The sequence below is a fragment of the Actinomadura syzygii genome (assembly GCF_008085905.1).
GTDB lineage: Bacteria > Actinomycetota > Actinomycetes > Streptosporangiales > Streptosporangiaceae > Spirillospora > Spirillospora syzygii.
On sequence record NZ_VSFF01000014.1, the window covers coordinates 292,085 to 316,527 of the forward strand.

Annotated in this window: 19 protein-coding genes; 11 read left to right on the top strand and 8 right to left on the bottom strand. The window is 71.2% G+C overall.

Going from position 1 to position 24,443, the window contains the following annotated elements; translation table 11 throughout:
- Window positions 1-54: 54 nt before the first annotated feature.
- The 3 genes from FXF65_RS35085 to FXF65_RS35095 all read right to left on the bottom strand — a co-directional run bounded on the left by FXF65_RS35085 (window position 55) and on the right by FXF65_RS35095 (window position 2,956).
- A complete protein-coding gene (locus tag FXF65_RS35085; protein WP_148354359.1) occupies window positions 55-870 on the bottom strand; it encodes a DUF4190 domain-containing protein in 816 nt (271 codons plus the stop codon).
- Between the two features lie 147 nt (window positions 871-1,017).
- The gene (locus tag FXF65_RS35090; protein WP_148354360.1) at window positions 1,018-1,662 is read right to left on the bottom strand and encodes a LuxR C-terminal-related transcriptional regulator; all 645 of its coding nucleotides are present in this window, start codon (window positions 1,660-1,662) and stop codon (window positions 1,018-1,020) included.
- A 52-nt stretch (window positions 1,663-1,714) separates the two neighbouring features.
- Window positions 1,715-2,956, bottom strand: a complete 1,242-nt coding sequence (locus FXF65_RS35095; RefSeq protein WP_148354361.1) for an ATP-binding protein — start codon at window positions 2,954-2,956, stop codon at window positions 1,715-1,717.
- A 149-nt stretch (window positions 2,957-3,105) separates the two neighbouring features.
- Here FXF65_RS35095 and FXF65_RS35100 point away from each other — a divergent pair, with 149 nt between their 5' ends.
- The 3 genes from FXF65_RS35100 to FXF65_RS35110 all read left to right on the top strand — a co-directional run bounded on the left by FXF65_RS35100 (window position 3,106) and on the right by FXF65_RS35110 (window position 5,531).
- Entirely contained in the window at window positions 3,106-4,431 is a 1,326-nt protein-coding gene (locus FXF65_RS35100; protein WP_148354362.1) for a PspC domain-containing protein, read from the top strand.
- Window positions 4,424-4,696 carry a hypothetical protein gene (locus tag FXF65_RS35105; RefSeq protein WP_148354363.1) on the top strand — a complete coding sequence of 91 codons (273 nt, stop codon included), beginning with the start codon at window positions 4,424-4,426 and terminating at the stop codon, window positions 4,694-4,696. The genes FXF65_RS35100 and FXF65_RS35105 overlap by 8 nt, the downstream gene beginning before the upstream one ends.
- 85 nt (window positions 4,697-4,781) lie before the next feature.
- Complete coding sequence (locus FXF65_RS35110; RefSeq protein ID WP_148354364.1) at window positions 4,782-5,531, top strand: TetR/AcrR family transcriptional regulator; 750 nt, start codon at window positions 4,782-4,784, stop codon at window positions 5,529-5,531.
- Here the strand turns inward: FXF65_RS35110 and FXF65_RS35115 are convergent.
- Window positions 5,510-5,944, bottom strand: a complete 435-nt coding sequence (locus tag FXF65_RS35115; protein ID WP_148354365.1) for a cupin domain-containing protein — start codon at window positions 5,942-5,944, stop codon at window positions 5,510-5,512. The genes FXF65_RS35110 and FXF65_RS35115 overlap by 22 nt on opposite strands.
- 271 nt (window positions 5,945-6,215) lie before the next feature.
- Between FXF65_RS35115 and FXF65_RS35120 the strand changes: the two genes are divergently transcribed.
- The 8 genes from FXF65_RS35120 to FXF65_RS35155 all read left to right on the top strand — a co-directional run bounded on the left by FXF65_RS35120 (window position 6,216) and on the right by FXF65_RS35155 (window position 15,012).
- Complete coding sequence (locus tag FXF65_RS35120) at window positions 6,216-7,799, top strand: alkaline phosphatase D family protein (protein WP_148354366.1); 1,584 nt, start codon at window positions 6,216-6,218, stop codon at window positions 7,797-7,799.
- A 343-nt stretch (window positions 7,800-8,142) separates the two neighbouring features.
- Complete coding sequence (locus FXF65_RS35125; protein ID WP_246199317.1) at window positions 8,143-8,301, top strand: hypothetical protein; 159 nt, start codon at window positions 8,143-8,145, stop codon at window positions 8,299-8,301.
- The gene (locus FXF65_RS35130) at window positions 8,298-9,089 is read left to right on the top strand and encodes a CHAP domain-containing protein (protein ID WP_148354368.1); all 792 of its coding nucleotides are present in this window, start codon (window positions 8,298-8,300) and stop codon (window positions 9,087-9,089) included. Before FXF65_RS35125 ends, FXF65_RS35130 begins: the two co-directional genes overlap by 4 nt.
- A gap of 223 nt (window positions 9,090-9,312) precedes the next feature.
- Entirely contained in the window at window positions 9,313-9,804 is a 492-nt protein-coding gene (locus FXF65_RS35135; protein ID WP_148354369.1) for a (2Fe-2S)-binding protein, read from the top strand.
- The gene (locus tag FXF65_RS35140; protein ID WP_148354370.1) at window positions 9,801-12,212 is read left to right on the top strand and encodes a xanthine dehydrogenase family protein molybdopterin-binding subunit; all 2,412 of its coding nucleotides are present in this window, start codon (window positions 9,801-9,803) and stop codon (window positions 12,210-12,212) included. The genes FXF65_RS35135 and FXF65_RS35140 overlap by 4 nt, the downstream gene beginning before the upstream one ends.
- Window positions 12,209-13,066 (top strand): FAD binding domain-containing protein, encoded by an 858-nt coding sequence (locus FXF65_RS35145; RefSeq protein ID WP_148354371.1) that lies wholly within the window; start codon window positions 12,209-12,211, stop codon window positions 13,064-13,066. Before FXF65_RS35140 ends, FXF65_RS35145 begins: the two co-directional genes overlap by 4 nt.
- Before the next feature lie 118 nt (window positions 13,067-13,184).
- Window positions 13,185-14,213: an SRPBCC family protein gene (locus FXF65_RS35150; RefSeq protein WP_148354372.1), complete on the top strand. Its 1,029-nt coding sequence runs from the start codon at window positions 13,185-13,187 to the stop codon at window positions 14,211-14,213.
- A 97-nt stretch (window positions 14,214-14,310) separates the two neighbouring features.
- Entirely contained in the window at window positions 14,311-15,012 is a 702-nt protein-coding gene (locus FXF65_RS35155) for a class I SAM-dependent methyltransferase (RefSeq protein WP_148354373.1), read from the top strand.
- 5 nt (window positions 15,013-15,017) lie between these two features.
- Here FXF65_RS35155 and FXF65_RS35160 read toward each other — a convergent pair whose 3' ends face one another.
- The 4 genes from FXF65_RS35160 to FXF65_RS35175 form a co-directional block, all read right to left on the bottom strand.
- On the bottom strand, window positions 15,018-16,223 hold the full coding sequence (locus FXF65_RS35160; RefSeq protein WP_148354374.1) for a serpin family protein: 1,206 nt from the start codon (window positions 16,221-16,223) through the stop codon (window positions 15,018-15,020).
- Between the two features lie 43 nt (window positions 16,224-16,266).
- Entirely contained in the window at window positions 16,267-19,839 is a 3,573-nt protein-coding gene (locus FXF65_RS35165; protein ID WP_187412667.1) for a bifunctional glycosyltransferase/CDP-glycerol:glycerophosphate glycerophosphotransferase, read from the bottom strand.
- 23 nt (window positions 19,840-19,862) lie between these two features.
- Complete coding sequence (locus tag FXF65_RS35170; RefSeq protein ID WP_148354376.1) at window positions 19,863-23,309, bottom strand: bifunctional glycosyltransferase/CDP-glycerol:glycerophosphate glycerophosphotransferase; 3,447 nt, start codon at window positions 23,307-23,309, stop codon at window positions 19,863-19,865.
- A gap of 150 nt (window positions 23,310-23,459) precedes the next feature.
- Window positions 23,460-24,404: a hydrogen peroxide-inducible genes activator gene (locus FXF65_RS35175; RefSeq protein WP_148354377.1), complete on the bottom strand. Its 945-nt coding sequence runs from the start codon at window positions 24,402-24,404 to the stop codon at window positions 23,460-23,462.
- Window positions 24,405-24,443 lie beyond the last annotated feature (39 nt).

Below are 24,443 nucleotides of genomic sequence, written 5' to 3' on the forward strand. Positions count from 1 at the left end.
GTGGTCGGGGCCGCGGACCGGGGCGGCGGGCCGGCCGCCCAGCGGGCCCGGCCGTCAGGAGTGCAGCTTGCGGGTGAGCTTCTTGCCCTCGGTGGCGGCCACGGCGACGCAGGTCACCTCGCGGTCACCGGCCCGCCACGAGTCGGCGGTCGGGTAGTAGTAGGACGTCGCGAGCCCGTTGCGCGCCGGGTCGCGGTTGATCCGGGGCGCCATCAGCCGCTTGCACTGGGCCGAGGCGACCGTGGCCATCGTCTTGTCGGTGGGCATGCCGCCGTCGGGAAGCTTGAAGACGGCCATCACCTCGCCGTCGTGCGGCCCGTCGCACGGCACGACCTTCACGCTCTCCACCTCGACCGGCTCGCCCGTCGCGGTGGTGTTCGACGAGCCCTGGTCGTCGTTGATGCAGTCGCCCGCCTTCATCTTCTTCGCGTCGACCGTCTTCGGCTTCGTCGCGGACGTGGTGGGCGACTTCCCGCCGGTCGTGGACGAGTCGTCCCCGCGCAGCGCGTAGATCGCGATGCCGCCGACGAGCCACAGGCACGACAGGACGATGCCCGCGATCGCGAGCCCGCGCCCCTTCGCACCGGTCCGCGAGATGTTCCGCAGCGCGACGAACCCGAGGACGAGGCCGACGATGCCGAAGCAGCCGAGGAGTCCGGTCACGAACGCGGCGATCGCGAGCCCGCTGGTCTTCTCACTGGCCGGGGCGCCGTGCGACGGCGGCGGCGGTCCGTAGCCGGACCCGCCGCCGGGGCCGCCCGGCATGGGAGGCGGCGGCGGGGGCGGCGGAGCCCCGTAGGGCGACTGCTTGCTCAGGTCCGGCTGGCCGGGTATCGGCGGCGGATTGTTACCGGGCGGTGGATACGTCATGAAGAGGGACTGTTGCACACCCCGGCGCGCTCAACGATCATCATGGCCAGAATCGAATATGACGATTTGCTCACACTTGTCCAAATCCAGGTTTACCAGCCGGGATACGGTGGGCATTACTTCGTGTTGGCCTCGGACGAGTCGATCTCAGACCAGACGGCGGGCCGCGGCCCACCGCGACAGCTCGTGCCGGTTCGAGAGTTGCAGCTTCCGCAGCACGCTGCTGACGTGCGTCTCGACCGTCTTCACCGAGATGAACAGCTCCTTCGCGATCTCCTTGTAGGCGTAGCCGCGGGCGATCAGGCGCAGCACGTCCCGCTCCCGCTGGGTGATCTGGTCCAGCTCGGGATCGACGGCCGGGACGTCGGTCGCGGCGAACGCGTCCAGCACGAAGCCCGCGAGCCGCGGCGAGAAGACCGCGTCGCCGTCGGCGACCCGTCCGATCGCGTCGGTCAGCTCGGGCCCGGAGATCGTCTTCGTGACGTAGCCGCGGGCGCCGCCCCGGACGACGCCGATCACGTCCTCGGCCGCGTCCGACACCGACAGCGCCAGGAACTTCGACGGGACGGACCCGTGCAGCCGCCGCAGCACCTCGATCCCCCCGCCGCCCGGCAGGTGGACGTCGAGCAGCACCACGTCCGGCCGCGCCGCCTTGATCACCGACACGGCCTCGTCGACGTCGCCCGCCTCCCCGACGATCTCGACGCCACCGCCCAGCTCGGCCTTGACGCCCGTCCGGAACATCTGGTGGTCGTCCACCAGCACGACCTTCTTCAACGCCTCACTACTCATACTGTGCTCCTTCGAGGGGGGACGACCCCCCACGCCCCCCGAGTCGCTCCGCTCACGATTTCTTGATCTCCAAACGCACTTCCGTGCCCTCGCCCGGCGCGGTGCGGACGGTGGCCTTGCCGCCGTTGCGCTCCATACGTCCGATGATGGACCCCCGGACGCCCATCCGGTCGTCCGGGACCTGGTCCAGGTCGAACCCCTTGCCCCGGTCCCGGACGAAGATCGCGATCTCGTCGCCCTCGACCTCGGCGTACACCGACACCGACGGCGCCTCCGCGTACTTCGCGGCGTTCACCATCGCCTCCCGCGCGGCCTGCAGCGCGGCGCCGAGCCGCTCGTCCAGCGCGGTGTCGCCGACGCAGACGATCTCGATCGGGACGCCGTGGTCGTCCTCCACCTCCCCCGCGACCTCCCTGATCGCGGCGGCGAACGTCTGGTCGGGGTCGGCGCGCGGCTGGTAGAGCCAGGTCCGCAGCGTCCGCTCCTGGGACCGGGCGAGCCGCTGCACCTCCCGCGTGTCGTGCGCGTTCCGCTGGATGAGGGTCAGCGTGTGCAGCACCGAGTCGTGGATGTGCGCGGCCAGCTCGGCGCGCTCCTGGGAGCGGATGCGCTCGTGCCGCTCGGCGTCCAGGTCCTGCCAGAGCCGCACCACCCACGGCGTCACGATCACCGCCACCCCGGTGAGGATGATCAGCATCGCGATGACGACCGAGCGGGCCTGCGCGGCCTCCACCTTCTGCGCCACGAAGCCGCCGATGCCGCCGACGACGAGCAGCAGCCCGAGCAGGCTGCGCAGCCACCGCTGGCGGAGCGGGAGCGTCCAGCGCTGCCGCTGGTCGCGGTCGGCCTGCTGCCAGAGGATCGCGGCGCCGACGCCGCCGACCGCGAACGGCCACAGCGCGAACTGGAGGAGCCCGCCGCCCGCGCCCCACGGCAGTGCGACCAGGCCGAGCATGACGGCGCTGTAGGCGAGGAGCTGGCCCCAGTCGCGTCCGGTGCGCCGTCCGGCCTCCCGCTCCGGCCGCTCCGCCTTCGGGACGAGCAGCCAGAACGCGGCGTAGGCGGCGAACCCGAGCCCGCTCGCCATGGTGAGCAGCACGAACGCGACGCGGACGATCAGCACGTCCACGCCGAGGTGCCCGGCGAGGCCGCGGGCCACTCCCGCGACGAGCTTGCCCTCCGCGGCCCGCTCCAGCCGCCGCGGCGGGTCGGACGGCCCGGCCACCGGCGCGGCGGGCGCGGGCGGGGGCGCCGCCGACGCTCCGCCCGGCCGTCCGGCCGCCTCCTCGCTCATCGCCGTCCTTCCCGAGGTTCTCCCACGTCACCGATCGTCACACGGCCGCCGTTGATCCGCATCAGGGGCGGACCCCCGGCTTGACTCAGGGTCGGATCAGGGACCTCCCGGATACCCCGCCCCCGGCCCGGCACGCCACCATTGACGGCATGGACACCGGACAGGCCGGAACAGAAACGGGCGCCACCGCCGCGGGCGGCGGACACGCCACCACCTACGACCGACTGGCACGCGACGCCGACCGCCGCGTGCTGGCGGGGGTGTGCACCGGACTCGGCCGGTACTCCGGCATCGACCCCGTCGTCTTCCGCGTGGGGTTCGCGGTCCTCGTCCTCGCGCACGGGCAGGGCGTCCTTCTCTACGTCGCGGCGGTGCTGCTGATGCCGGGGAAGCCGGGCGAGTCGTCGCTCGCGGAGCAGTTCTTCAAGCGCTGGTTCGACGCGCAGGCCGTCCTCTCGATCCTCGGCGCGCTGCTGTGCGCGGGCGTCGTGTTCAGCGTGTTCGGCGGGCTGTCCACGGACGCGATCGCCGTCCTGGTGGTGTGCGGGCTGGTGCTGCTGGTGGCGCGCTCGCGCGGCGTCGACCTGGTGGCGACCGCGCGGTCGGTGCCGGAGCGGCTCACCGGGCATCCGCCGGAGCCGGCCACCTGGGGGACGCGCTCGGAGTCCGTCACGGTCGGCGGCGTCTCCCTCTACAAGGACGGGTTCGAGGACGAGCCGCCCGCGGACACGCCGCCCGGCGTCCTCCCCGAGGGGATGATCGACCTGGCCGCGTACGGGACGGCGCAGGCCGAGGCCCAGGCGCGCGCCGACGCGGAGCCTTCCGCGGGGTGCGTCCCTGAGAAGCGGCGGCGGGGCGAGCGGGGCACCCCGCCGGCCACCGCGATCGCGCTGCTCGCCGCGATGGCCGCCGGGGCCGCGATGATCCCGGTCGCCGACCGGTACCCGGCCCCGGACTCCTGGCTGATCGTCATGGCGCCCGCGCTCGCCGTCGTCGGGTTCGGGCTCGTCGTCGGCGGCTGGGTCCGGACCCGCGGCCTCGCCACCGCCGGGACGGTCCTCACCCTCGCGCTGCTGTCCACCTCGGTCGCGGGCGAGGCGCCGAAGAACGCCGAGTACGGCGAGGTCGAGTGGCGGCCGACCGACGTCGCGCAGACGAACCAGGTGTACCGGGTCGGCGTAGGGCAGGGCGAGCTGAACCTCACCGAGCTGCCGATGGCCGCCGGGGAGCGGGTCTCGATCGACGCCCGGGTGGCGCTCGGCGGGCTGCGGGTGACGGTGCCGCCGACCGCGCGCGTTCTGCTGGACGCCCGGATCTCGCTCGGCGACCTGCGGATCGGGCAGCGGACGACGAGCGGGCCGTACGCCAAGGCCGTCCAGACGCTGGAGCCGGAGGTCAGGGGGACCGGCGAGCCGCCGGTGATCGTCCTGCGGATCCGCGGGAAGGTCGGGGACGTGGACGTGCGCCGTGGCTGACCCCCGCGAGCCTGATCCCCGTGAGCCTGATCCCCGCGAGCCCGAACGCCGTGAGCCCGCGCGCGGCGGGCGCCGCCGGTTCGACCCGGCCGGGCCCGTCACCGGGCTGTTCTTCCTCGCCCTCGCGGGCGTGTTCCTCGCCGACGGCCTCTCCGACCGGAGCCCGCTCGACGCGACGGTCCTGGTCCCGGTGGTGCTGATCGGGCTCGGCCTGGTCGGGACGGTCCGCGTGCTGACCCGCGGGCGCCGCCGCGACCTCCGCTGACGTCTCCCGCGGGCCGCCCGATCGCGCCGCGTCGACGCCGAGTAGCCTGGCCCCGACGGCAAGTGACCGGCCGGAACGAGGTGTGATGTCAGGTCAGCCCGGCGCGGCGGAGGCGGAGGGCGCCGAGGTGCTGCCCGGCTCCCGGTCCGCGCTCGACCCGGGACGCGCGATCAAGCCGGGGCGGCACGGGCTGCCCCCCGAGACCGTCGCCGGGATCCAGCGCGAGCGGCTCATCGACGCCTTCGTCGAGGTCGTGTCCGAGCGCGGGTTCGGGCACACGACGATCAGCCGGGTCACCGAGGCGGCGGGCGTCACCAAGAAGACGTTCTACGCCCACTTCGCCGACCTGGACGAATGCTTCCTCGCCGCCTACGAGCGCGGCATGGGCATCCTGCTGCGCCGCATGACGGAGGCGTACGAGGCGGCGCCGACCTGGCCGGACGGCGTGCACGCGGCCCTGCGCACCATGCTCGCCCTCCTCGCCCGGGAGCCGAGGTTCGCGCGGGCGTCGCTGGTCGAGGTGAACGCGGCGGGCCCGCAGGTCAGGCAGGCGCGCATCGACAACCTCGCCCGCTTCCGCACGTTCTTCTCCCCGCCCTGCCCGGCGCCCCGCCCGGTTCCCGGCGAGTGCGGCGGGTCGTCCGCCCCGAAGGAGCAGGTCCCGGTGGCGGTGGTGGACGCGATCGTCGGCGGCGTCTACAGCGCGATCCACGTCCAGATGGAGACGGGCGAGGCGGCGGAGCTGCCGTCGCTGCTGCCGTCCCTCACCTACTTCGCGCTGCTGCCCGTCATCGGGCGGGAGGCGGCGTCCCCCTACCTGGCGGACGACCGCTGATCCGGCACGGCCGGGGGCGTCCCGCCCGCGTGCAGGCTGACCGCGAACGCCGGGCCGGGGTTCGTCAGCGTGTGCGGGCCCCCGTGCACCCGGACCCGGTTGGCCCGTAACGGCCGCTCGGTGACGCCGCACTCCGCGATCGTCACCTCCGCCAGCTCGCCCGCGATCAGCGTGCCGACCTGGGCGTGGACGGTCGCGCCCGAACCGGGCGGCCAGGTCGTGAGCCAGGTCGAGTCGTCCAGCGGGACGTGCACCGGGCCCGCGGCGTCGAAGCGGACGAGCCGCCACCACGGCCCGGGGCGTCCGGCGAGGTCGCTGACGCGGACGGCGAGCTGCCCGACGGTGGGCGGGCGGACGGCGATGACGCGGCCGTGCGGATCGTCCTGGCCGCGCATGGTGAGATCGGGAACCATCGGAGGTCCTTCGTGTACGGATGTCGGCTGGAAGGCGAGAGCGGGTTCAGCGACAACACGAAGGACACAGCGCGCTGGCCACGCGGCCCAGGGCCACGGGGCTCTCGAGGAGATTGCGCGCGAACATGCGTACAAGGAGACACGCGGTCACCGAACCTTGTCAAGCCGATCACCGCGCGTCCATCCGGAAGCCGCCCCGCGCGCGGACCATGCGTCCGGTAGCGGATCAAGGAACACCCTGATCAAGGGGCTGACGAAGGGGCGGGGACCGATGGACCGTCGAACTGACCGGGAATTCGATCGGCGTGGCGTGCTGCGCGGCGGGCTCGTCACGACCGGCGGGGCGGCGCTCGCCCTGCTGACCGGCGGACCGGCGGCGGCGCTGGCGGGCGGCCGCACGGCCCCCGCGCTGCTGCGCGGCGGGCGCCCGCGCCTCACGCACGGCGTGCAGAGCGGCGAGGTCACGGCGCGCGAGGCGGTCGTGTGGGCGCGGTCGGACCGTCCGGCGCGGATGCTGGTGGAGGTGGGCCGCCGTCCCGACCTCCGCGACGCGCGGACGCTGCCGGGGCCCGTCCTCACCCCGGACACGGACCTCACCGGCAAGGCGTTCCTGCGCGGCCTGCCGTCCGGAGAGGAACTGCACTACCGGGTGCGGCTGGCGGACCTCGACCGCGGCCTCGCGTCCGAGCCGGTGGCCGGACGCCTGCGCACCGCGTCGAATCAAGCCCGCGACGTCCGCTTCGTATGGTCGGGCGACCTGGCCGGGCAGGGCTGGGGCATCAATCCCGAGTTCGGCGGCTACCGCATCTTCAAGGCGATGTCCGGTGTCGACCCCGACTTCTTCCTGTGCAGCGGAGACCTCGTCTACTCGGACGGCCCGCTGACAGAAACGGTGAAGCTCCCGGACGGGCGTACCTGGCGCAACATCGTCACCGCCGAGAAATCGGCCGTCGCGCAGACTCTCGCCGAATACCGCGGCCAGTTCCGCTACAACCTGGAGGACGCCAACCTCAGGGCGTTCAACGCGCACGTCCCGATGCTCTACCAGTGGGACGACCACGAGACCCTCAACAACTGGTACCCCGGCGAGATCCTCGACCTCCCGCAGTACACCGAAAAGCGCGTGGACGTCCTCGCCGCCCGCGCCCGCCGCGCGATGTTCGAGTACACGCCGACCGCCGTACGCGCGGCACGCGGCGGACGCCTCTACCGCAAGGTCTCCTACGGCCCGCTGCTGGACGTCTTCATGCTCGACATGCGCACCTACAAGTCGCCCAACGACGCGGACACGTCCCCCACCCAGCGGGACGGTCTGCTCGGCCGGGAGCAGTCCGCCTGGCTCAAGCGCGAGCTGCGGAACTCCCGCGCCACCTGGAAGGTGATCGCGGCCGATCTGCCCATCGGCCTGGTCGTCCCGGACGGCACCGCGCAGGAGGCGGCGGCGCAGGGCGACGACGGCGTCCCGCTCGGCCGCGAGCGCGAGATCGCGGACCTGCTGTCGTACGCGCGGCAGCACCGCGTCCGCAACATGGTGTGGCTGACTGCGGACGTCCACTACACGGCCGCGCATTACTACGACCCGGCCAAGGCTTCTTTCAAGGATTTCGATCCGTTCTGGGAATTCGTGTCGGGCCCCCTGAACGCGGGCGCGTTCGGTCCCAACAAGCTCGATGGGACGTTCGGTCCGGTGGCGAAGTTCGTCCAGGCGCCGCCGCACGCGAACACGTCCCCCGCCGAAGGCTTCCAGTTCTTCGGCGAGGTCGAGATCGACGGGGACGCGGCGACGCTGACCGTCCGGCTGCGTGACCTGGACGGTCACGCCCTGCACACCGAGACGCTCACCCCCCGCCGCTGACCCCTCAGCGGTTGAGGATCAGGAACGCGATCCAGGTGAGAACGAGGGTCACCGCGAGTGATCCCAGACATCCCAGCCGGGACGAGAAGAACACCATGCGGTGGCCCATACCCCCCGAAAATCCCGGTGTCGGCCGATCATGAACGGGCCATGACCCCCGCCTTACCCAGCGGGAACGGTGGACCAGCAAACGAGTACGTTTTCCGGCGAAACCCGGAATACCTTGACGTGCGGCCATTACCGTCTGTTGAGAGTCGCCCACGGAACGGGGCGGACAAGGCGGAACGCTCCAGGAGGAGCAATGACCCCCGAAAACGGTACAGAAACGACAGAAGCCGCCCATATGGATGAGGTGGACGTGAATCCCGCCGTCCACCGCGCGACCGAGCCCGACGAGGAACAGGTCCTCACCGAGCTGTACGGCGCCCCGGACGCCGACGGCGTCTTCCGCGGCGCGGGCGCCGACGAGGACGACGAGTCCGGCGCGGAGGACGCCGAATGAGCGCCGCCGGGATGATCAAGGAGGCCCGCAAGTCGCTCGGCCTGTCCGGCCGCCCCAACAAGATCACAAAGGAGTACGCGGACAGGCACGGGTCCGAGTTCGCCTCGGCGTCCTGGTGCGACATGGCCATCACCTACTGGGCGCGGCACAGCGGCAACGCGACCGCCGTCCTGCTCGGCGGCGACCGCGCCTACACGGTCTGGCACGCCGAGGACTTCAAGAAGGCCGGACGCTGGCACGCGGGCACGACGGCCGGCGTCAACAGGGCCAAGCCGGGCGACATCGTGTTCTTCGACTGGGGCGCGACCGACCGCATCTCCGCGATCGACCACGTCGGCGTGGTCGAGAAGGTCCTCGGCGGCGGGCGGCTCCAGACGATCGAGGCCAACACCGACGACGCGGTCAAGCGGCGCGTCCGCGCGGCCGGGGTCATCGCGGGGTACGGGCGTCCGGCCTACGGACCGTCCGCGCCGCCGAAGCCGACGTTCTGGGACGTCCAGTCCACCGTCGCGCTGCGGCGCGTCCGGGTCCCGTGGGGGTCGCCGGTCCTGCGCGAGGGGTCCAGCGGGGGCCGCGTGAAATGGCTCCAGGACGCGCTCAACGGCCTCGGTTCCAGCCTGAACGTGGACGGCGAGTTCGGCCGCGACACCAAGGACACGGTCGTCGACTTCCAGAAGGACCACCGCGACGAGAACGGCGACAAGCTCTCGGCGGACGGCGACTACGGCGACCACACGGCCCGCGCGCTGTTCCTCGCGCACGGAGGAGCACCCAAGGACGCCGTCTGACCTGGTGGTTCTCCGGCGCGTGCGGAAGCCTCCAGCACTTGGGCACACCTCGGTAAATAAGCGGGCCGAGGACTAGTACAGAATTCAACCCCGGCATAGGTTCGTATGGTCGCCTTCCGTGGAGGTGGCCTCGATGACTTGGCCGGACCAGCGTGCCCCTCCCCAGGGGCGTCTCTCCGTGAAACGGACTCTGTCCACCCCGAGACGTCCCTGGGAGAAACGCATGCCACGTATCCGTGTCGAGGTCGACGGCGCGACGTACGAGGACGACGTCGAGCCTCGCCTCCTACTGGTCCACTATCTGCGTGAACGGCTGGGCAAGGTCGGTACCCCGGTCGGGTGCGACACCAGCAACTGCGGAGCCTGCACCGTCCTGCTGGACGGCGAGAGCGTGAAGAGCTGCTCCGTGCTCGCCGTCCAGGCCGACGGCGCCGACGTCACCACCGTCGAGGGCCTCGGCGTCGGCGGGACCACGCACCCGATGCAGCGCGCCTTCCACGAGGAGCACGCGCTCCAGTGCGGCTACTGCACGCCCGGCATGATCATGGCATCGCTGGATCTGCTGCGGGAGAACCCCGACCCGTCCGACGACGAGGTCAGGGAGGGGCTCGAAGGCAACCTCTGCCGGTGCACCGGCTACCAGAACATCGTCAAGGCCGTCCGGCGCGCCGCCAAAGATATGCGCGAACCGGCCGAGCGGGAGGTGACGCCGTGACGGTTCAGGAAGGCAGGGCGGAGGTCGGGTCTCCGCGCAAACGGTCGGAGGACGCCCGGCTCATCACCGGCCAGACGCGCTGGACCGACAACCTCGCCCCGGCCGGGACGCTGCACGTGGCGTTCCTGCGCAGCCCGTTCGCGCACGCGCGGATCACCCGCGTGGACACGTCGGAGGCGGCGCGGAGCCCCGGCGTCGTCGCGGTGTTCAGCGGCGCGGACTTCGCCGACGAGCAGGGCTCGCTGCCCTGCGCGTGGGTCGTGACCGAGGACATGAAGCACCCGGACCACCCGCCGATGGCGGTGCGCGAGGTCCGGTACGTCGGGGAGCCGGTGGCGTGCGTGGTGGCGCGCGACAAGTACGCGGCCGCCGACGCCCTGGAGGAGATCGACGTCGACTACGAGCCGCTGCCGCCGGTCGTCGACATGAACGAGGCCGTCGCGGACGGGGCCGACCTCGTCCACGAGGAACTCGGGACCAACAAGTCCTACACGTGGGTGTTCGAGAACGGCGACATCGACGCCGCGCTCAGGGACGCACCCGTCGTCATCGAACGCGAGTACGTCCAGCAGCGGCTGATCCCGTCCGCGATGGAGCCCCGGTCGGTGCTGTGCGTGCCGGAGGCCGACGACTTCACGCTGTACTCCGCCACGCAGATCCCGCACATTCTGCGGTTGATGCTGGCGACCGTCACCGGAATCGCCGAGCACCGTATCCGGGTCGTCGCACCGGACGTCGGCGGCGGGTTCGGCTCCAAGCTCCAGGTGTACGGGGAGGAAGTCCTCGCCCTTCTGCTGGCGCGGCGGCTGGGACGTCCCGTCAAGTGGACGGAGTCGCGCAGCGAAGGCAACATGACCGTCCACCACGGGCGCGACCAGATACAGCGGCTCACGCTCGCCGCGGAGCGCGATGGACGAATCCGCGGATTCAAGGTGGATCTGCTGGCCGACATGGGCGCGTATCTGATGCTCGTCACGCCGGGCATCCCGCTGCTGGGCGCGTTCATGTTCAACGGCATCTACAAGATGGATGCCTACTCGTTCACCTGTACGGGCGTCTTCACCACGAAGACACCGACCGACGCCTACCGGGGTGCGGGCCGTCCAGAGGCGACCTACGCCGTCGAGCGCATCATGGACGAACTGGCCGCCGAACTGGACCTCGACCCCATCGAGGTACGGCGGCGCAACTGGATCGCGCACGAGGAGTTCCCGTACGACACCATCGCGGGGCTCACCTACGACTCGGGCAATTACGAGGCGGCGACGGACAAGGCGCTGGAACTCTTCCAGTACGACAAGCTCCGCGCGGAGCAGGCCGAGCGTCGTGAGAGGAACGACCCGGTTCAGCTCGGAATCGGGGTTTCGACGTTCACGGAGATGTGCGGGCTGGCCCCTTCCCGTGTTCTCGGTTCGCTGTCGTACGGGGCGGGCGGCTGGGAGCACGCTTCGGTGCGCGTACTGCCGTCCGGCAAGGTCGAGGTGGTGACGGGTTCGTCCGCGCATGGGCAGGGCCACGAGACGGCCTGGGCGCAGATCACCGCGGACAGGCTCGGCGTCCCGTTCGAGGACGTGCGCGTCCTGCACGGCGACACCGCCATCTCCCCGAGGGGAATGGACACCTACGGGTCGCGTTCGCTCACGGTCGGCGGGGTCGCGCTGTACGCGGCGTGCGAGAAGGTCGTCGACAAGGCGCGCAAGGTGGCGGCGCACCTGCTGGAGGCCGCCGAACAGGACCTTGAGTTCTCCGACGGACGATTCAGCGTGCGCGGCGTCCAGCAGGAGGGCAAGACGATCCAGGAAGTCGTGCTCGCCGCATGGGCGGCGCACGATCTGCCGGAGGGAATGGAGCCCTCGCTCGACTCCGACGCCACATTCGACCCGGACAACTTCTCCTTCCCACACGGCACGCACCTGTGCGCCACCGAGGTCGACACCGAGACGGGGATGGTGAAAATCCGCAAGTACGTGGCCGTGGACGATGTGGGGAAGGTCGTCAATCCGCTCATCGTCGAGGGGCAGGTGCACGGCGGCCTGGCGCAGGGCATCGCGCAGGCCCTCTTCGAGGAGGCCGTGTACGACGAGGAGGGGAACTTGACCACGACCACCATGGCGGACTACCTCGTCCCGTCCGCCGCGGACCTTCCGGAGTTCACCACCGACCGGACGGAGACGGCCGCGACGTCCAACCCGTTGGGCGTGAAGGGCGTCGGCGAGGCGGGCACGATCGCGTCCACCCCGGCGGTCGTCAACGCGGTCGTGGACGCGCTGCGCCCCTTCGGCGTGAAGGACGTGCCGATGCCGTGCTCGCCCGAGCGCGTCTGGCGCGCCATCCGCGACGAACGGAAACCGGAGACCGCGGAACCCGGCGCGGGCGGCGGCCTCGGATCGGCCGGAGGTGCCCAGTGATCCCCGCCGCGTTCGACTACGCGCGCCCCCGCTCGGTGGACGAGGCCGTCCGGGCGCTGGCCGACGCGGGTGAGGACGCGAAGGTCCTCGCCGGGGGTCAGAGCCTGATGCCGCTGCTGCGGCTGCGGCTCGCGATCCCGGACGCGCTGATCGACCTCGGCCGGATCGCGGCGCTCCGGGAGATCCGCGACGACGGCGACGCCGTGGTCATCGGCTCGATGGCCACCCACCACCAGGTGATCCGCGACCCGCTCGTCCGCGCGCACCTGCCGCTGATCGCGCGGACGACGGAGACCGTCGCGGACCCGGCCGTCCGGCACCGCGGGACGTTCGGCGGGTCGCTGGCGCACGCCGACCCGGCGGGCGACCTCCCGGCCGTCGCGCTGGCGCTGGACGCGGTGCTCCTCGTCCGGTCCCCGCGCGGCGAGCGGGAGATCCCGGCGGCGGAGTTCTTCGTCGACTGGATGACGTCCGCGCTGGAGCCGGACGAGCTGCTCGTCGGCGTCCGGGTGCCGAAGCTCGGGCCCGGCTGGGGCGTCCACTACGAGAAGTTCCACCGGACGGCGCAGGCGTGGGCGATCGTCGGCGTCGCGTGCGCGGTGCGCCGCGACGGGGACTCGGTCGCGGAGGCCCGCGTCGCGCTCACCAACATGGGCCCGGCGCCCGTCCGGGCCGGCGCGGTGGAGGACGCCGTCCGCGGCCGTCCGATTTCGGACGATTCATTCCGGTCCGCGGGCGGGCACGCCGCCGACGGCACGGAACCGCCGTCTGACCTGCACGGATCGTCCGAATACCGGTCGCATCTCGCGACGGTGTTGACCGCGCGGGCGCTCGCGGCCGCCGCCGCGGCCTGATTGCACGTCGTGTGGCCGGGTACCCGTTCGGGTGCCCGGCCCCCGACTGGCGGGCTGCCCGGCCACCGCCGTAAGGTCGCGTGACGGGCAAGTTCTCCGGACGATAAGGACAACGATCATGGAGCTCGACCACGATTTCACCGTCCCCGTACCGGTGGAGCGTGCCTGGTCGGTGCTGCTCGACGTGGAGCGGGTCGCGACGTGCATGCCGGGCGCGACGCTCGACTCCGTCGAGGGCGAGGAGTACCAGGGCCGGATGAAGGTGAAGGTCGGCGCGATGACCATCACCTACCGCGGCACGGCGCGGATCGTGTCGGCGGACGAGTCGGCCCGGACGGTGACGCTGGAGGCGTCCGCGAAGGAGGCCCGCGGCTCGGGGACGGCGGCGGCGACCGTCCAGGCGAAGCTGCACGAGGAGAAGGACGGCACGACCCGCGTGACCGTCCACACGAAGCTGAACGTGACGGGACGGCCCGCGCAGTTCGGCCGCAACATCCTGTCCGAGGTCGGCTCCAAGGTCATCGCCCGGTTCGCGAAGGCGCTGGCGGAGGAGTTGGAGTCGCCCGACAAGCCGGAGCCCAAGGCCAAGCCGAAGACCGCGACCAAGGCCGAGCCCAAGACCGAATCCAAGAAGGCCGAGCCCAAGAAGGCCGAGCCCAAGAAGGCCGAGCCCAAGGCGAAGCCCGCGCCCGAGGCCGCCGCCCCGCCCGAGGCCGCCGCCCCGCCCGAGACCCCCGCCCCGGTCGAGGAGGCACCGGCCGAGAAGGCTTCGGCCAAGAAGGCACCGGCGGACAAGGCCCCTGCCGAGGAGAAGACCCCCGCCGACAAGGACGAGGGCGTGAACGCGGCGAAGCCCGCGGACAAGCCCGGCCCGGCCACCTCGGAGACCCTGGCCCCCGTCTCCGACATCACGCCGCCGGAGCACGAGTCCGAGCCCGAATCCGAGCCCGAATCCGAGCCGGTGGAGCGGAAGCGGGAGCGTCCGCTGCGCGTCGCCCGCGACGACGACGCGATCGACCTGCTGGAGGTCGCGGGCCCCTCGGTCGCGAAGCGGGCGGTGCCCGCGGTCGGCGGGGTCGTCGCGGTGCTGCTGGCCGTCCGGTTCCTGGCGCGCAGGCGGCGCGCCGGTCGGCGCCGCTGGCGCTGACGCCCGGCCGAAGAGAGCGGAAAGCGCGGGTCAACGATCCGCCGCCGGACGGCGGCGTCGGTGGCCCGCGCCGCCGCGCATGCCGTCGGCTTGTCCTGTGGACACCATCGAGCTCCGCCGGATCGCGCGGATCGAGGACGGCAACTGGTGGTTCCGGACGCGCCGCGAGGCGCTGTCCGCGGAGCTGCTGCGGTTCAGCATGCCGGGGACGGCCGTCGACATCGGCGCGGCGGCCGGGACGTCCTGCCGGGTCCTGGCCGAGCACGGCTGGCACGCCACGGCGATCGACCTGAGCCCGGCGGCCGTCGAGCTGGCCCGCGCGCACGGCGTGGACGCGTACGAGGGCGACGCCTGCTACCTGCCGCTCCCGTCGTCGGGCTACGACCTGGCGCTAGCGCTGGACGTCCTGGAGCACGTCGAGGACGACGAGCGCGCCGCCGCCGAGATCGCCCGCGTGCTGTGCCCCGGCGGGACGGCGCTCGTGTCCGTCGCGTGCGACATGGCGCTGTGGTCGGCACAGGACGTGGCGCTCGGCCGCGTCCGCCGGTACTCGCGCCGCGCGCTGGTCGACCTGATCGAGGGCGCCGGGCTGGTCGTGGAGCGGGTGTGGAGCCGAGGGGTGCTGCTGCGTCCCGTCCTACGTCTCCGCAGGCACCGCACGGCGCGGCAGGAGGACCTGGCGCCGCTGCATCCCCTGGTCAACGAGGTGCTACGGCTGTCGGCCGTGCTGGAACGATGCCCACCGGTTTGCGGCTGGCCCGGAACACGCCTGTTCGCACGCGCCCGCCGCCCAGGCTGAGCGACTCAGACGGTGTCGTCCGGCCAGTCCTGCGGCTCGGCGACCCACCCCGCGAGCAGGACGAGCCCGCTCGGACGGTGCCGGGCGAAGAACCCGAACGGCCGGTCGAAACGCACGTCCAGCACCCGCGCCTCCGCCATCGGAAAGCCCATCAACGCCACGGACATCGCCGTGACGGCGGCGGCCCGGAACCCCTCGGCGCTGAACGTGGCGTTGACGTCCTGGACGGCCTGCGCGACCGCCAGCGGCGCCGAGCTGATCCCAGGGAGGTGGCCGCGCGGATCCGCAGTGGAAACAGTGGCCAGCCCGAACAACCCAGCACGGGCGAGCATGTCGTGCGAGGCGGCGACGTCGAAGCGCGCAGCGGTGACGTTCAGCCTGGTACCGGGCTCGAACGCCGCGATCGTCCGAACGCGCACACCGGGCGCGGCCTTCTCCAACAGCTCAGCGCCCTGGCTCAGCTCGTGCCGCCCGTCCGCGGCGGCCAAGGCGTGGGCGACGACCTCGCCCGCCGGACGTCCCGGCTCGCCCAGGCAGAGGATCACGTCGACATCGTCCTCGCCGGTCACGGTCAGGAGCGTGACCGGGCCCGCCGGGGTGGCCTCGGCCAGGGCGAGGCGGTCGACCTCCGGCGTGTTGACGAACAGGCCCGCCGCCGGACGGTCGCGTCCCGCCCACGGGCCGCCCTCCGGGACGAGCGGCGCGTCCTCGAACGGCTCCCGCCAGCGCGTGGCGATGCTCAGCGCGGTGGCGAGGACGAGCCCGGTGTCATCCCGCACCTCGACCGGCATTCCGGTCAACCGCCCATCGGTGTTCCGCGTGACCCATTCGTCCAGCTGGGCTTGGTCGGCGGCCGGGTCACCGGTCAACTCGCCGCGCGCCTCAGCCGGGACGGCGTCGCGCCACCACTGCTCGACGGGCAGGTCGGCCAGCGTCCACACGCCGAGCGCGGCGGTCGTGGCCGTGCCACCCGCAAGCAGGGCCAAGAGGTCGCGTGCATGCCGCTCCGCTCCGCTGGCGTCGACCCCGACGGCCTGCTGGAGTTCGCCGCGCCCGGGCTCGCGCGCGGCGGCGGCGAGGAACGCGAGCAGCGGCCACGCCCCCGCCCCGGACAGCACGGTCGTCGTTCCGTCGCAGGCGTCCCGCGCCCAGCGGGCGGTCAGGTCGTTGGACGCACGGACGAGATCACCTGTCGCGGTTCCGGAAGCCATTCTCCTGATGGTTGGGGAACGTCCCGGCACGTGTCAAAGCGGGTCACCCGCCAAGCAGGTCGCCGAATACATGGTCGACGACCCGCGACGACGCCTGCCCGTCGTCGTGCGGGCAGTACTTCACGAAGAAGCGGTCGTAGGCGTCCGCATAGCGGTCCTCGCCGTCCGGAGCCTTGTGGACGGCGACGGCGACGTCCGCCGAGGTGGTCACAACCGGTCCGGGTGCGTCCGCCTCCAGGTCGAGGTAGAGGCCGCGGACATGGTCGCGGTAGCGCTCCAGGTCGTAGGCGTACACGACGATCGGACGTCCGAGGATGGCGTAGTCGACCATGGCGGACGAGTAGTCCGTGACCAGCACGTCCGACGCCATGTACAGCTCGGCGATGTCGGGGTAACGGGACACGTCGATGACGAACCCGTCCCCTGCGTGACGCTCCTTGTCCGTGACGAAATGGTGCGCTCGTATGAGCAGCACGTGGTCGTCGCCTAGGACGTCCCGCATCGTGCGGATGTCCAACTCAAGGGAGAAGCCCTGCACCCCAGGCGCGTGGAACCGATCGTCCCGCCAGGTCGGCGCGTAGAGGACGACCTTCTTCCCGTCCGGGATTCCGAGGCGCTTACGGATCTCGTCCCCGATGCTCTCCCACTCGGGCGTGCTGAGGACGTCGTTGCGCGGATATCCCGTCTCCAGGACTTCGCCCTCATACCTGAACGCGCGCTGCATGGTCTGGGTGGCGAACGGGCTCGGGGACAGCAGCACGTCCCACCGCGCCACCTCGCGCTCCACCAGGTCGAACCGTTCCGTGCGCCGGTAGGGCATGTCCCGGAGGTCGTAGCCGAGACGCTTCAACGGCGTGCCGTGCCACGTCTGGACGAACGTCTGCCCCTCGCGCTTGACGCACCATGGCGGCAGCCCATGGTTGGTGACGACGTAACGGGCACGGGCAAGAGCCCGGTAGTGCTCACGGCTTCCGGACAGGACGGTCCTGGCTTTGCCGTCCACTGCGAACTGTCCGTCCTGGGAAACCCACACGCATTCCAGTTCGGGCTTGCGGCGCATCAGTTCTTCGTAGACGGCCTTGGGGCTGCAGTTGTACTGCGTGCCACCGTGGCTGTCGAACACCGCGACATCAGCGACCGGGCTCCGCAGATACACCGGATAGTCGTGCTGTTGGAGGAGCACCTGAGCGCGCGCACCGCGTTCGTCTTCGTCGAGGCCAGGGCGGCTGCGCAGGAGCAGCGCGTCCTTCTGGTGGACGCCGACCTCGAACTCGTGCGTTCCGGCACGGTGCCACTCAGGGAGACGGGAGATTTTCTCCCGTTCGACCACGACCGACACCTCGCCGGTCTGCGCGCGCGCCAGCACGTCCCACGTTCCGGTGCTCAACGGGAGGTCCGTCCCGAAAACGGTCATCGTCGCCGGGTTGAACGCGGCGGTGAAGCGGAGACCGTCCCAGGTGACGGGCACGCGGTGCTCGTCCCCAGACCGGCGGCGGCGCAGGACGAAGTAGTCCGGCTTGGTCTTGGGGCAGGCGAAGTCACCGGAAAGAGTGAGGAGCCCTTGCTCGTCCCACTCCGCCTTGGTCACCACGGGACGAACACTGCGCTCGATCCCACGCAGGTTGCCGAAAGCGGTGCGGGTCAACGCGAATTCACGTCTGCGCCCTGGAAGGACGTAGCGGACGGCGGCCACGTTGCTAGCGACGGTCAGTCGGATCGGTCCACCCTCACCCGTGAGCCTGATGTCCCAGTCGATGAAGTCGCGCAGATGCGGTCGTCCTGGGATTCCGGTGTCGTCCGGCACAGAAACGAGTGACTGCATGGGCAGCGTGGCCGTGAAGTCGAATCCGGTGCCGCCCGCCATGCGCAGCACGGACGACTGGCGCAGCGTCACCTCCCCGTGAACCTCGGCACCGCCGCCGCCGTGTCGCCGCGCCGCGACGACGGCGGCCCCGGTGCCGAGTGCTCTTCGCGTCCATCCGGACAGTTCCAGCACGTCGCCGTTGCGCCGGATGCGGGTGACGACGGCCTTGGCCCGCTTCACGTGGACGACGAACACGTCGTCCTCCCCCGCCGCCGGTTGGACGGCGACGTGCTCGTCCACCTGGCGGGCGGACGTCCAGCGCACGGCCGGGGCGGTCGCGGGCAGCCGCTGGACGGCCTTTCGCCCCTGCGCGGTCACCTCCACGAACAATTCGTAGGTGGCCGTGCGCCATTCGTCGCCGTCCAGGAGGTATTCGGGCTCCACCCGCACCGAGAAGCCGGACTCGTCGTAGGAGACGGACGGCTGGTCGGACCGGATCGTCGCCTCCGGGCACGCGATCCGCTCCACCGGCAGCCGGATCTCCTTGCCGGTCTTCACGTCGCGCATCCAGACGCGGATTCGGGAGTCGCTCACCGAGGACACGTCGAACCTGTCGAAATGCGCGTGCCCTTCGACGATCAGGGTGTCCACGTCCCATTCGACGCGGTCGACGTCCGCGAAAAGGCGGAGCTCGTCGGTGACGTCGTACACATCCGCGGGAATGTCGCGTTCCACACCGTCATTCTTCGCGCCGTCGAAGAACGGGTACTCGGCGTACCACCGCTGGCGGACGCGCCCCCGCCGCGCGAGCGGAACGTTCCTAAGACCGGCCTCCTCGAAACGGACCACCTCCAGCAGTTCCGGCAGCATCCGCTCGCCGAGCAGATACGTCTCCAGCCGCCTGATCGCCGACAGTCCGGCGGCGGCCGGTCGCCCGGCGAGTTCGACATAGGCGGCGCCCAGTTCGCTGAGCCGCTCGCGCTCCTGCCAGGTGGCCTCGGGAAGGGCGAGGACCAGCGCGCGGACGTCCAGGTCCAGCGCGTACCGGTCGTGGTAGGGCAGCAGTTCCGGCGCGTGGTCGCCGAGGAATTTCCGGACGGCCGTGATGAGGCTCATCCGCTCGGTGATCTCCGCCGGTTCATACCGTGCGCGCGTCGCAGTTCCGGTGCGGTCCCGCCGGTAATACACGGTCGTGTCGAGAACGTCCACCGCCGAGGCGAGAACCTGCGCCTGCGCGGCGGTGAGCGCGTCCTGGGTCGTCGCCGGAAGGTCGAAGCGGTGCGCGTCCCAGAAGTCGCGGCGGAAGACCTTGTTGCACACCGTCCGGTCCTGGAGAAGGGCGGGATGGCGGGTGACGTGCGTCTTCTTCATCGTCGCGGCATAGGGCACGGCGTGCAGCGCAGAAGGGCGCGCCTGGTTCCCGTCCACGTACATGACGTTTCCGCCGACGAGGTCGGAGCCGGTCTTCTCCAGCGTGCCGACCATCAGTTCGCACGCGTACGGCGGGAGCGCGTCCTCGCTCTCGACGAAGGCGAGATAGCGGCCCTTCGCCTGCTCCGCCCCGGTGTCGGCGGCCGACAGTTCGCCGGACGCCTGGAGCAGCGCGAACCGCTCGTCCCGCTCGGCGAACTCCATGGCGACGGCCGCGTTGCCCTCTGCCGTGCCGTCCTCGGGTTCCTCGCCCACCAGGAGCACTTCGACGTCGTGGAGCGTCTGCCCGGCTAGCGATTCCAGGCATTCCTCGAAATGGTCCCCGGTACCGCGGAAGGGGACGACGACGCTGATCTTGGCGGGGTTGCGCTGAGGTGACACTGTGGCTCCGTGATGGGGTTCTTTCAGTGGGCGGACCGGACGACCCGGTCCAGCACGCGGGCGGCCGCCTGGCCGTCGTCGTGCGGGCAGTACCGGGCGGCGAAGGCGGCGCGGGCGGCCCGGAATCCGGCGTCGAGCGCGACCGGCTCGCGCAGGGCGTCGACGACCTCCTGCGTGGTGCTGAGCAAAGGCCCCGGGGCCTCCGCCTCGAAATCGAAATAGAAGCCGCGGACGTGGTCGCGGTAACGCTCCAGGTCGTAGGTGAAGAACACCATCGGCCGGCCGGTGGCGGCGAAGTCGAACATGGCCGACGAATAGTCGGTCACAAGCACGTCGCTGACGAGGAACAGTTCTGAGATGTCGGGGTAGACGGAGACGTCGACGACGCAGTCGCCGGGCCGCAGCCTGGGCTTGTCGGTGACGAGGTAATGCGTGCGCAGCAGCAGGACGTGGTCGTTTCCGAGCGCCGCCCTGAACCGGTCGAGCTCGAATTCGAGCCGGAACGCGCGCTTGCCGATGGCGTGGTGGAAGTCGTCCCGCCACGTCGGCGCGTAGAGGACGACCTTTTTCCCCTCCGGGATGCCGAGCCGCTGCCGCACGGCCGCCGCGACCTCGGCGCGCTGCGGGCTGCTCAGGACATCGTTGCGCGGATATCCGCTGACCAGGATTTCGCCGTTGTAGCCGAAGGCGCGCCGGAACAGCGGCACGGAGAAGGCGTTCTGCGAGAGGAGCACGTCCCACTGCGGGACGTCGTACTCCATCCAGTCGACGCCCTCGGTCCGTTTGTACGGCATCTGCTTGACGTCGTAGCCGAGCTTCTTCAGCGGCGTGCCGTGCCAGCACTGGACGTACGTCTGGTCGTCGCGTTTCACGAACCACTCGTGCTGCGACCAGTTGCCGAAGATGTAGCGGGCGCGGGCGAGGGCCTCGTAGTGCTCCCGCGACCCGGCGAGAACGGTCCGCGCGCCGACCGGCTTGCCGAACTGGCCGTTCTCGGTGACCCACACGCATTCGAGGTCCGTGCCGCGCCGCCGAAGCTCGTCGTAGATGCCGCGCGGATTGCACGAGAACTGGCGGCCCTTGTAGGCGTCGAATACGGCCAGCTCTCGGACCGGAAGGTTCCGGTGCCGCCGGTAATGCCCGGACTGGATCCGGCTCTGCGCGTAGGCGCCGCGCTCGTCGTCGTCCAAGGCCGTCTCGACCAGGAACTGCAACTGGTCGGTCCGCTGCGCGCGGATCGTGACGATGTGCAGTCCCGCCTCGAACGGCTCGGGAATGTCGCGGAGCGTGTGCCGATTGATGACGACCGGCCGTTCCCGGCCGTCTATCGCGGTGACCGCGTCCCAGCGGCCGGAGACGAGCGGGCGCGTCTGCCCCAGCACGCGCATGCGCGCTGGAGAGAATTTGGCGGCGAACCGGCTGCCCGCCCAATGCAGCGTGACCGTGTGCTCTTCGGATGACCGCCGCCGCCGCAGGACCAGCGATTCCGGCCGTTCCAGCGGATCGGCGCACGACCCGCCGAGAAGCAGCGCCCCATCGGACGACCACGACATCTCATCGACGACCAGAACCTGTTCGCGGACGACGATCCGCATCGCGCTCCGCCGCGACCTCGCCAATTCCAACTTGCCCGTCGAAGTGGCGAAGGCGGCGCCCGAAGCGTCCTCGTCCAGGTAGGGCTTGATACCGCCCGGGAGGGTGACGTCCCAGTCGCCGGGCCGCCGGCTCAGCCTGTCCACCGGCAGCCTGGCCCGGAACCGGCCGTCGCCGCCGACCGGCTCGATCGGCCCGGTCACCGCGCCCCGGCCGGCCTTCGGCGCGGCCATGATCTCGGGGCGCTCGCTCAGCGGGGCGCGGCTCCAGCCGTCCAGCCACAGCTCGCCGTCCTCCACCCGGCCACCGGTGATCGCCGCCGCCGTCCGCCTGACCTGGAGCACGAACCGGTGCCGCCCCGCGACGCCCTGGACGCGGACGCCCGGCGCGCACTCCCGGTCGCGCGGCCACAGCAGGGAGGTGAGCCGCGGGTTGCCGAACCGCGCGCGGCGGCGCGTCCCGCCGTTGACGATCTCGACGCACGGCACCCAGTCGACGTCCCGCCAGCGCCCGTACATCCGCAGCGTCGCGGGGTCGACGTCCGCGACGAACCCGGACCAGTCGTAGGACACCGCGGACTGCCGCGACCGCGCCGTCACGTCGGGCCTGCGCACTCGCGTGACCGGGACGCGCTTCAACGCCCGCTTGTTCGACGCCAGCAGGAACACCCGGATGCGTGACCCGTCCTCGGTGGAGGAGTCCAGGTGCCGGATGTAGGCGTGGCCCTCGATGCGGAGCCGTCCGTCCACCCACGCGGACCGGTCGATCGCCGCGACCGGGCGCAATTCGGCCGTCACGTCGTACACGTGCCGTGGAACGGCGCGCTCCTCGTCCTCGAAGAACGGATACTCGGCGTAGCAGCGTCGCCGCAGACCGCGCCTTACGCGCGGCGCGTCCCCGGGTTTCTTGAGCTGGGCGAACCGCAGCACCTCCAGCAGTTCGGGCAGCATCTCCCTGCACAACAGGTGCAGTTGCAGGCGCGTGATGGCCGGGAACCGCCTCAACACACGCGGGGAGACCTTCCGCGCGAGGTCCGCACCGATCGAGACGAGTTCTTCGCGGTTCTCGTCGTCCGTCCTAGGCAGGGCCTCGAACAGCACACGCAGTTCGATGGGGATGAGGGCGTGCTCGTCGTAGGCGTTGAGGAGCCGTGGCGCGTACTCGGCCATCCCGTCCCGCAACGCACGCGCGGAGGCCAGACGCTGGGTGATGTTGTCCCAGTCGTAGCGGTCCTCGGTGATAGACCCGGGGCGCTTGCGCCAGTAGTAGACGACCTCGCTCAGCAGGTCGACGGAACGTGCCAGCGCGTGGGCGCGCATCGTGACGGGCGGGTCTTCGTAGTAGCCCTTGGGGAATTCCAGGGCGGTACGGTCCCAGAACTCACGCCGGTACACCTTGTTCCACGGCGTCCGGTCGCGCATGAGCAGCGGCTTGGACGACACGTGCGTCCGTGAACAGGAGTCCGTGAAAACGCGGTCGTGCAGGTGGGACTGCCACGTCCGGTCGGCGTCCATGCGGTGGACGTTGCCCGACGCCATGTCGGAACCCGTCCGCTCCAACGAACCGACCATCCGCGCGTAGGCGTCGCGTTCAACGACGTCGTCGGCGTCCGCGAAGGCGAGGTACTCCCCCTTCGCCTGACGCACCCCGGCATTGCGCGCTGGGCCCGGCCCCTCGTTGTCCCGCGTGACGAGCCGGAAACGGGGGTCCCGCGCACACATCTCCTTGGCGAGAACCGCGCCGTTGTCGGTGGAACCGTCGTCCACCAGGATGACCTCAAGGTCGTGCAGCGTCTGCCCCGCCAGGGACTCCAGGCATTCCTGAAAGAACTCCTCCGTGTTGTGGAACGGGACCACGACGCTGAGCTTCGGGGACATGGGGCCTCCTCCTCGCCCCACGAGCATGATGACGCGATGTGGTCACCCGAAAGCGCATCGCGATTGCCAGGCCGTCCTCTGACGCAGACTTGACCCTGCATGCCCGCGCTTTACCGGCCGCTGAACGTCCGCGCGGTCCGAAAAACCGGCTCAGGCGGGACGGACGCCCTCCGCGATCCCCGCCTCCGCGACAGCGGACCGGATGCTGGCGGCGAGCGTCCCGAACTCGTCCGCGCGCGGCGACGCCGACCGGAAGCCGAGCCCGATCCGCCGGAACGGCGCGGGCGACGCGAACCGGTGCAGCCCCAGGTGAGGCGCGCGGCGCGTCTCGACCGGCAGCGCCGTCTCCGGGACGAGCGTCACCCCGAGCCCGCCCGACACGAGCTGCACGAGCGTCGCGAGGCTCGTCGCGTACGTGGCCGCCGCCGGGCGCGCGCCGACGTCCCGGCACACATCCAGAGCCTGGTCGCGCAGGCAGTGGCCCTCGTTGAGCAGCAGGACGTCCAGCCGCGACAGCGCCTCCCGGTGCACGCCGTCCGGCCGCTCCAGGTCGCCGAAGTCGAAGTCGGCGGGCGCGACGAGCACGAAGTCCTCGTCATAAAGCGCCAGCTCGGTCACCCCGGCCGCAGGCGTGGGCAACGCCAGCACAACAACGTCGAGCCGCCCCGCGAGCAGCTCCGCCACGATCGGATCGGTCCGCTCCTCACGCACCGAAAGCTCCAGATCAGGAAACTCTTTCGCGAGCCTAGGCAGAACCACAGGCAGCAAATACGGCGCGACAGTAGGAATCACACCCACCCGCAACGGCCCAACCAAAGGACCCCGCACCGCGTTGACTTCGTCCACCAGCCGGTCCAACTCGGAGAGCACGACCTCCGCCTGCCGCGCGACCCGCTCCCCAGCAGGCGTCAACAGAACCTTCCGCGTCGTACGCTCCACAAGCCGCGCGTGAACGCACTCCTCCAGCGAGGCGACGGCCCCGGACAGCGCAGGCTGACTGATCCGCAGCGCAGCAGCCGCATCCCGAAAATGCAGATGCTCCGCAAGCGCCACAAACGCCCGCAACTGCGCCACCGTAGGTCTACTGTTCGCCATCCCACCAGCGACTTTACCCACGCCCCACCCAGCCCCCCA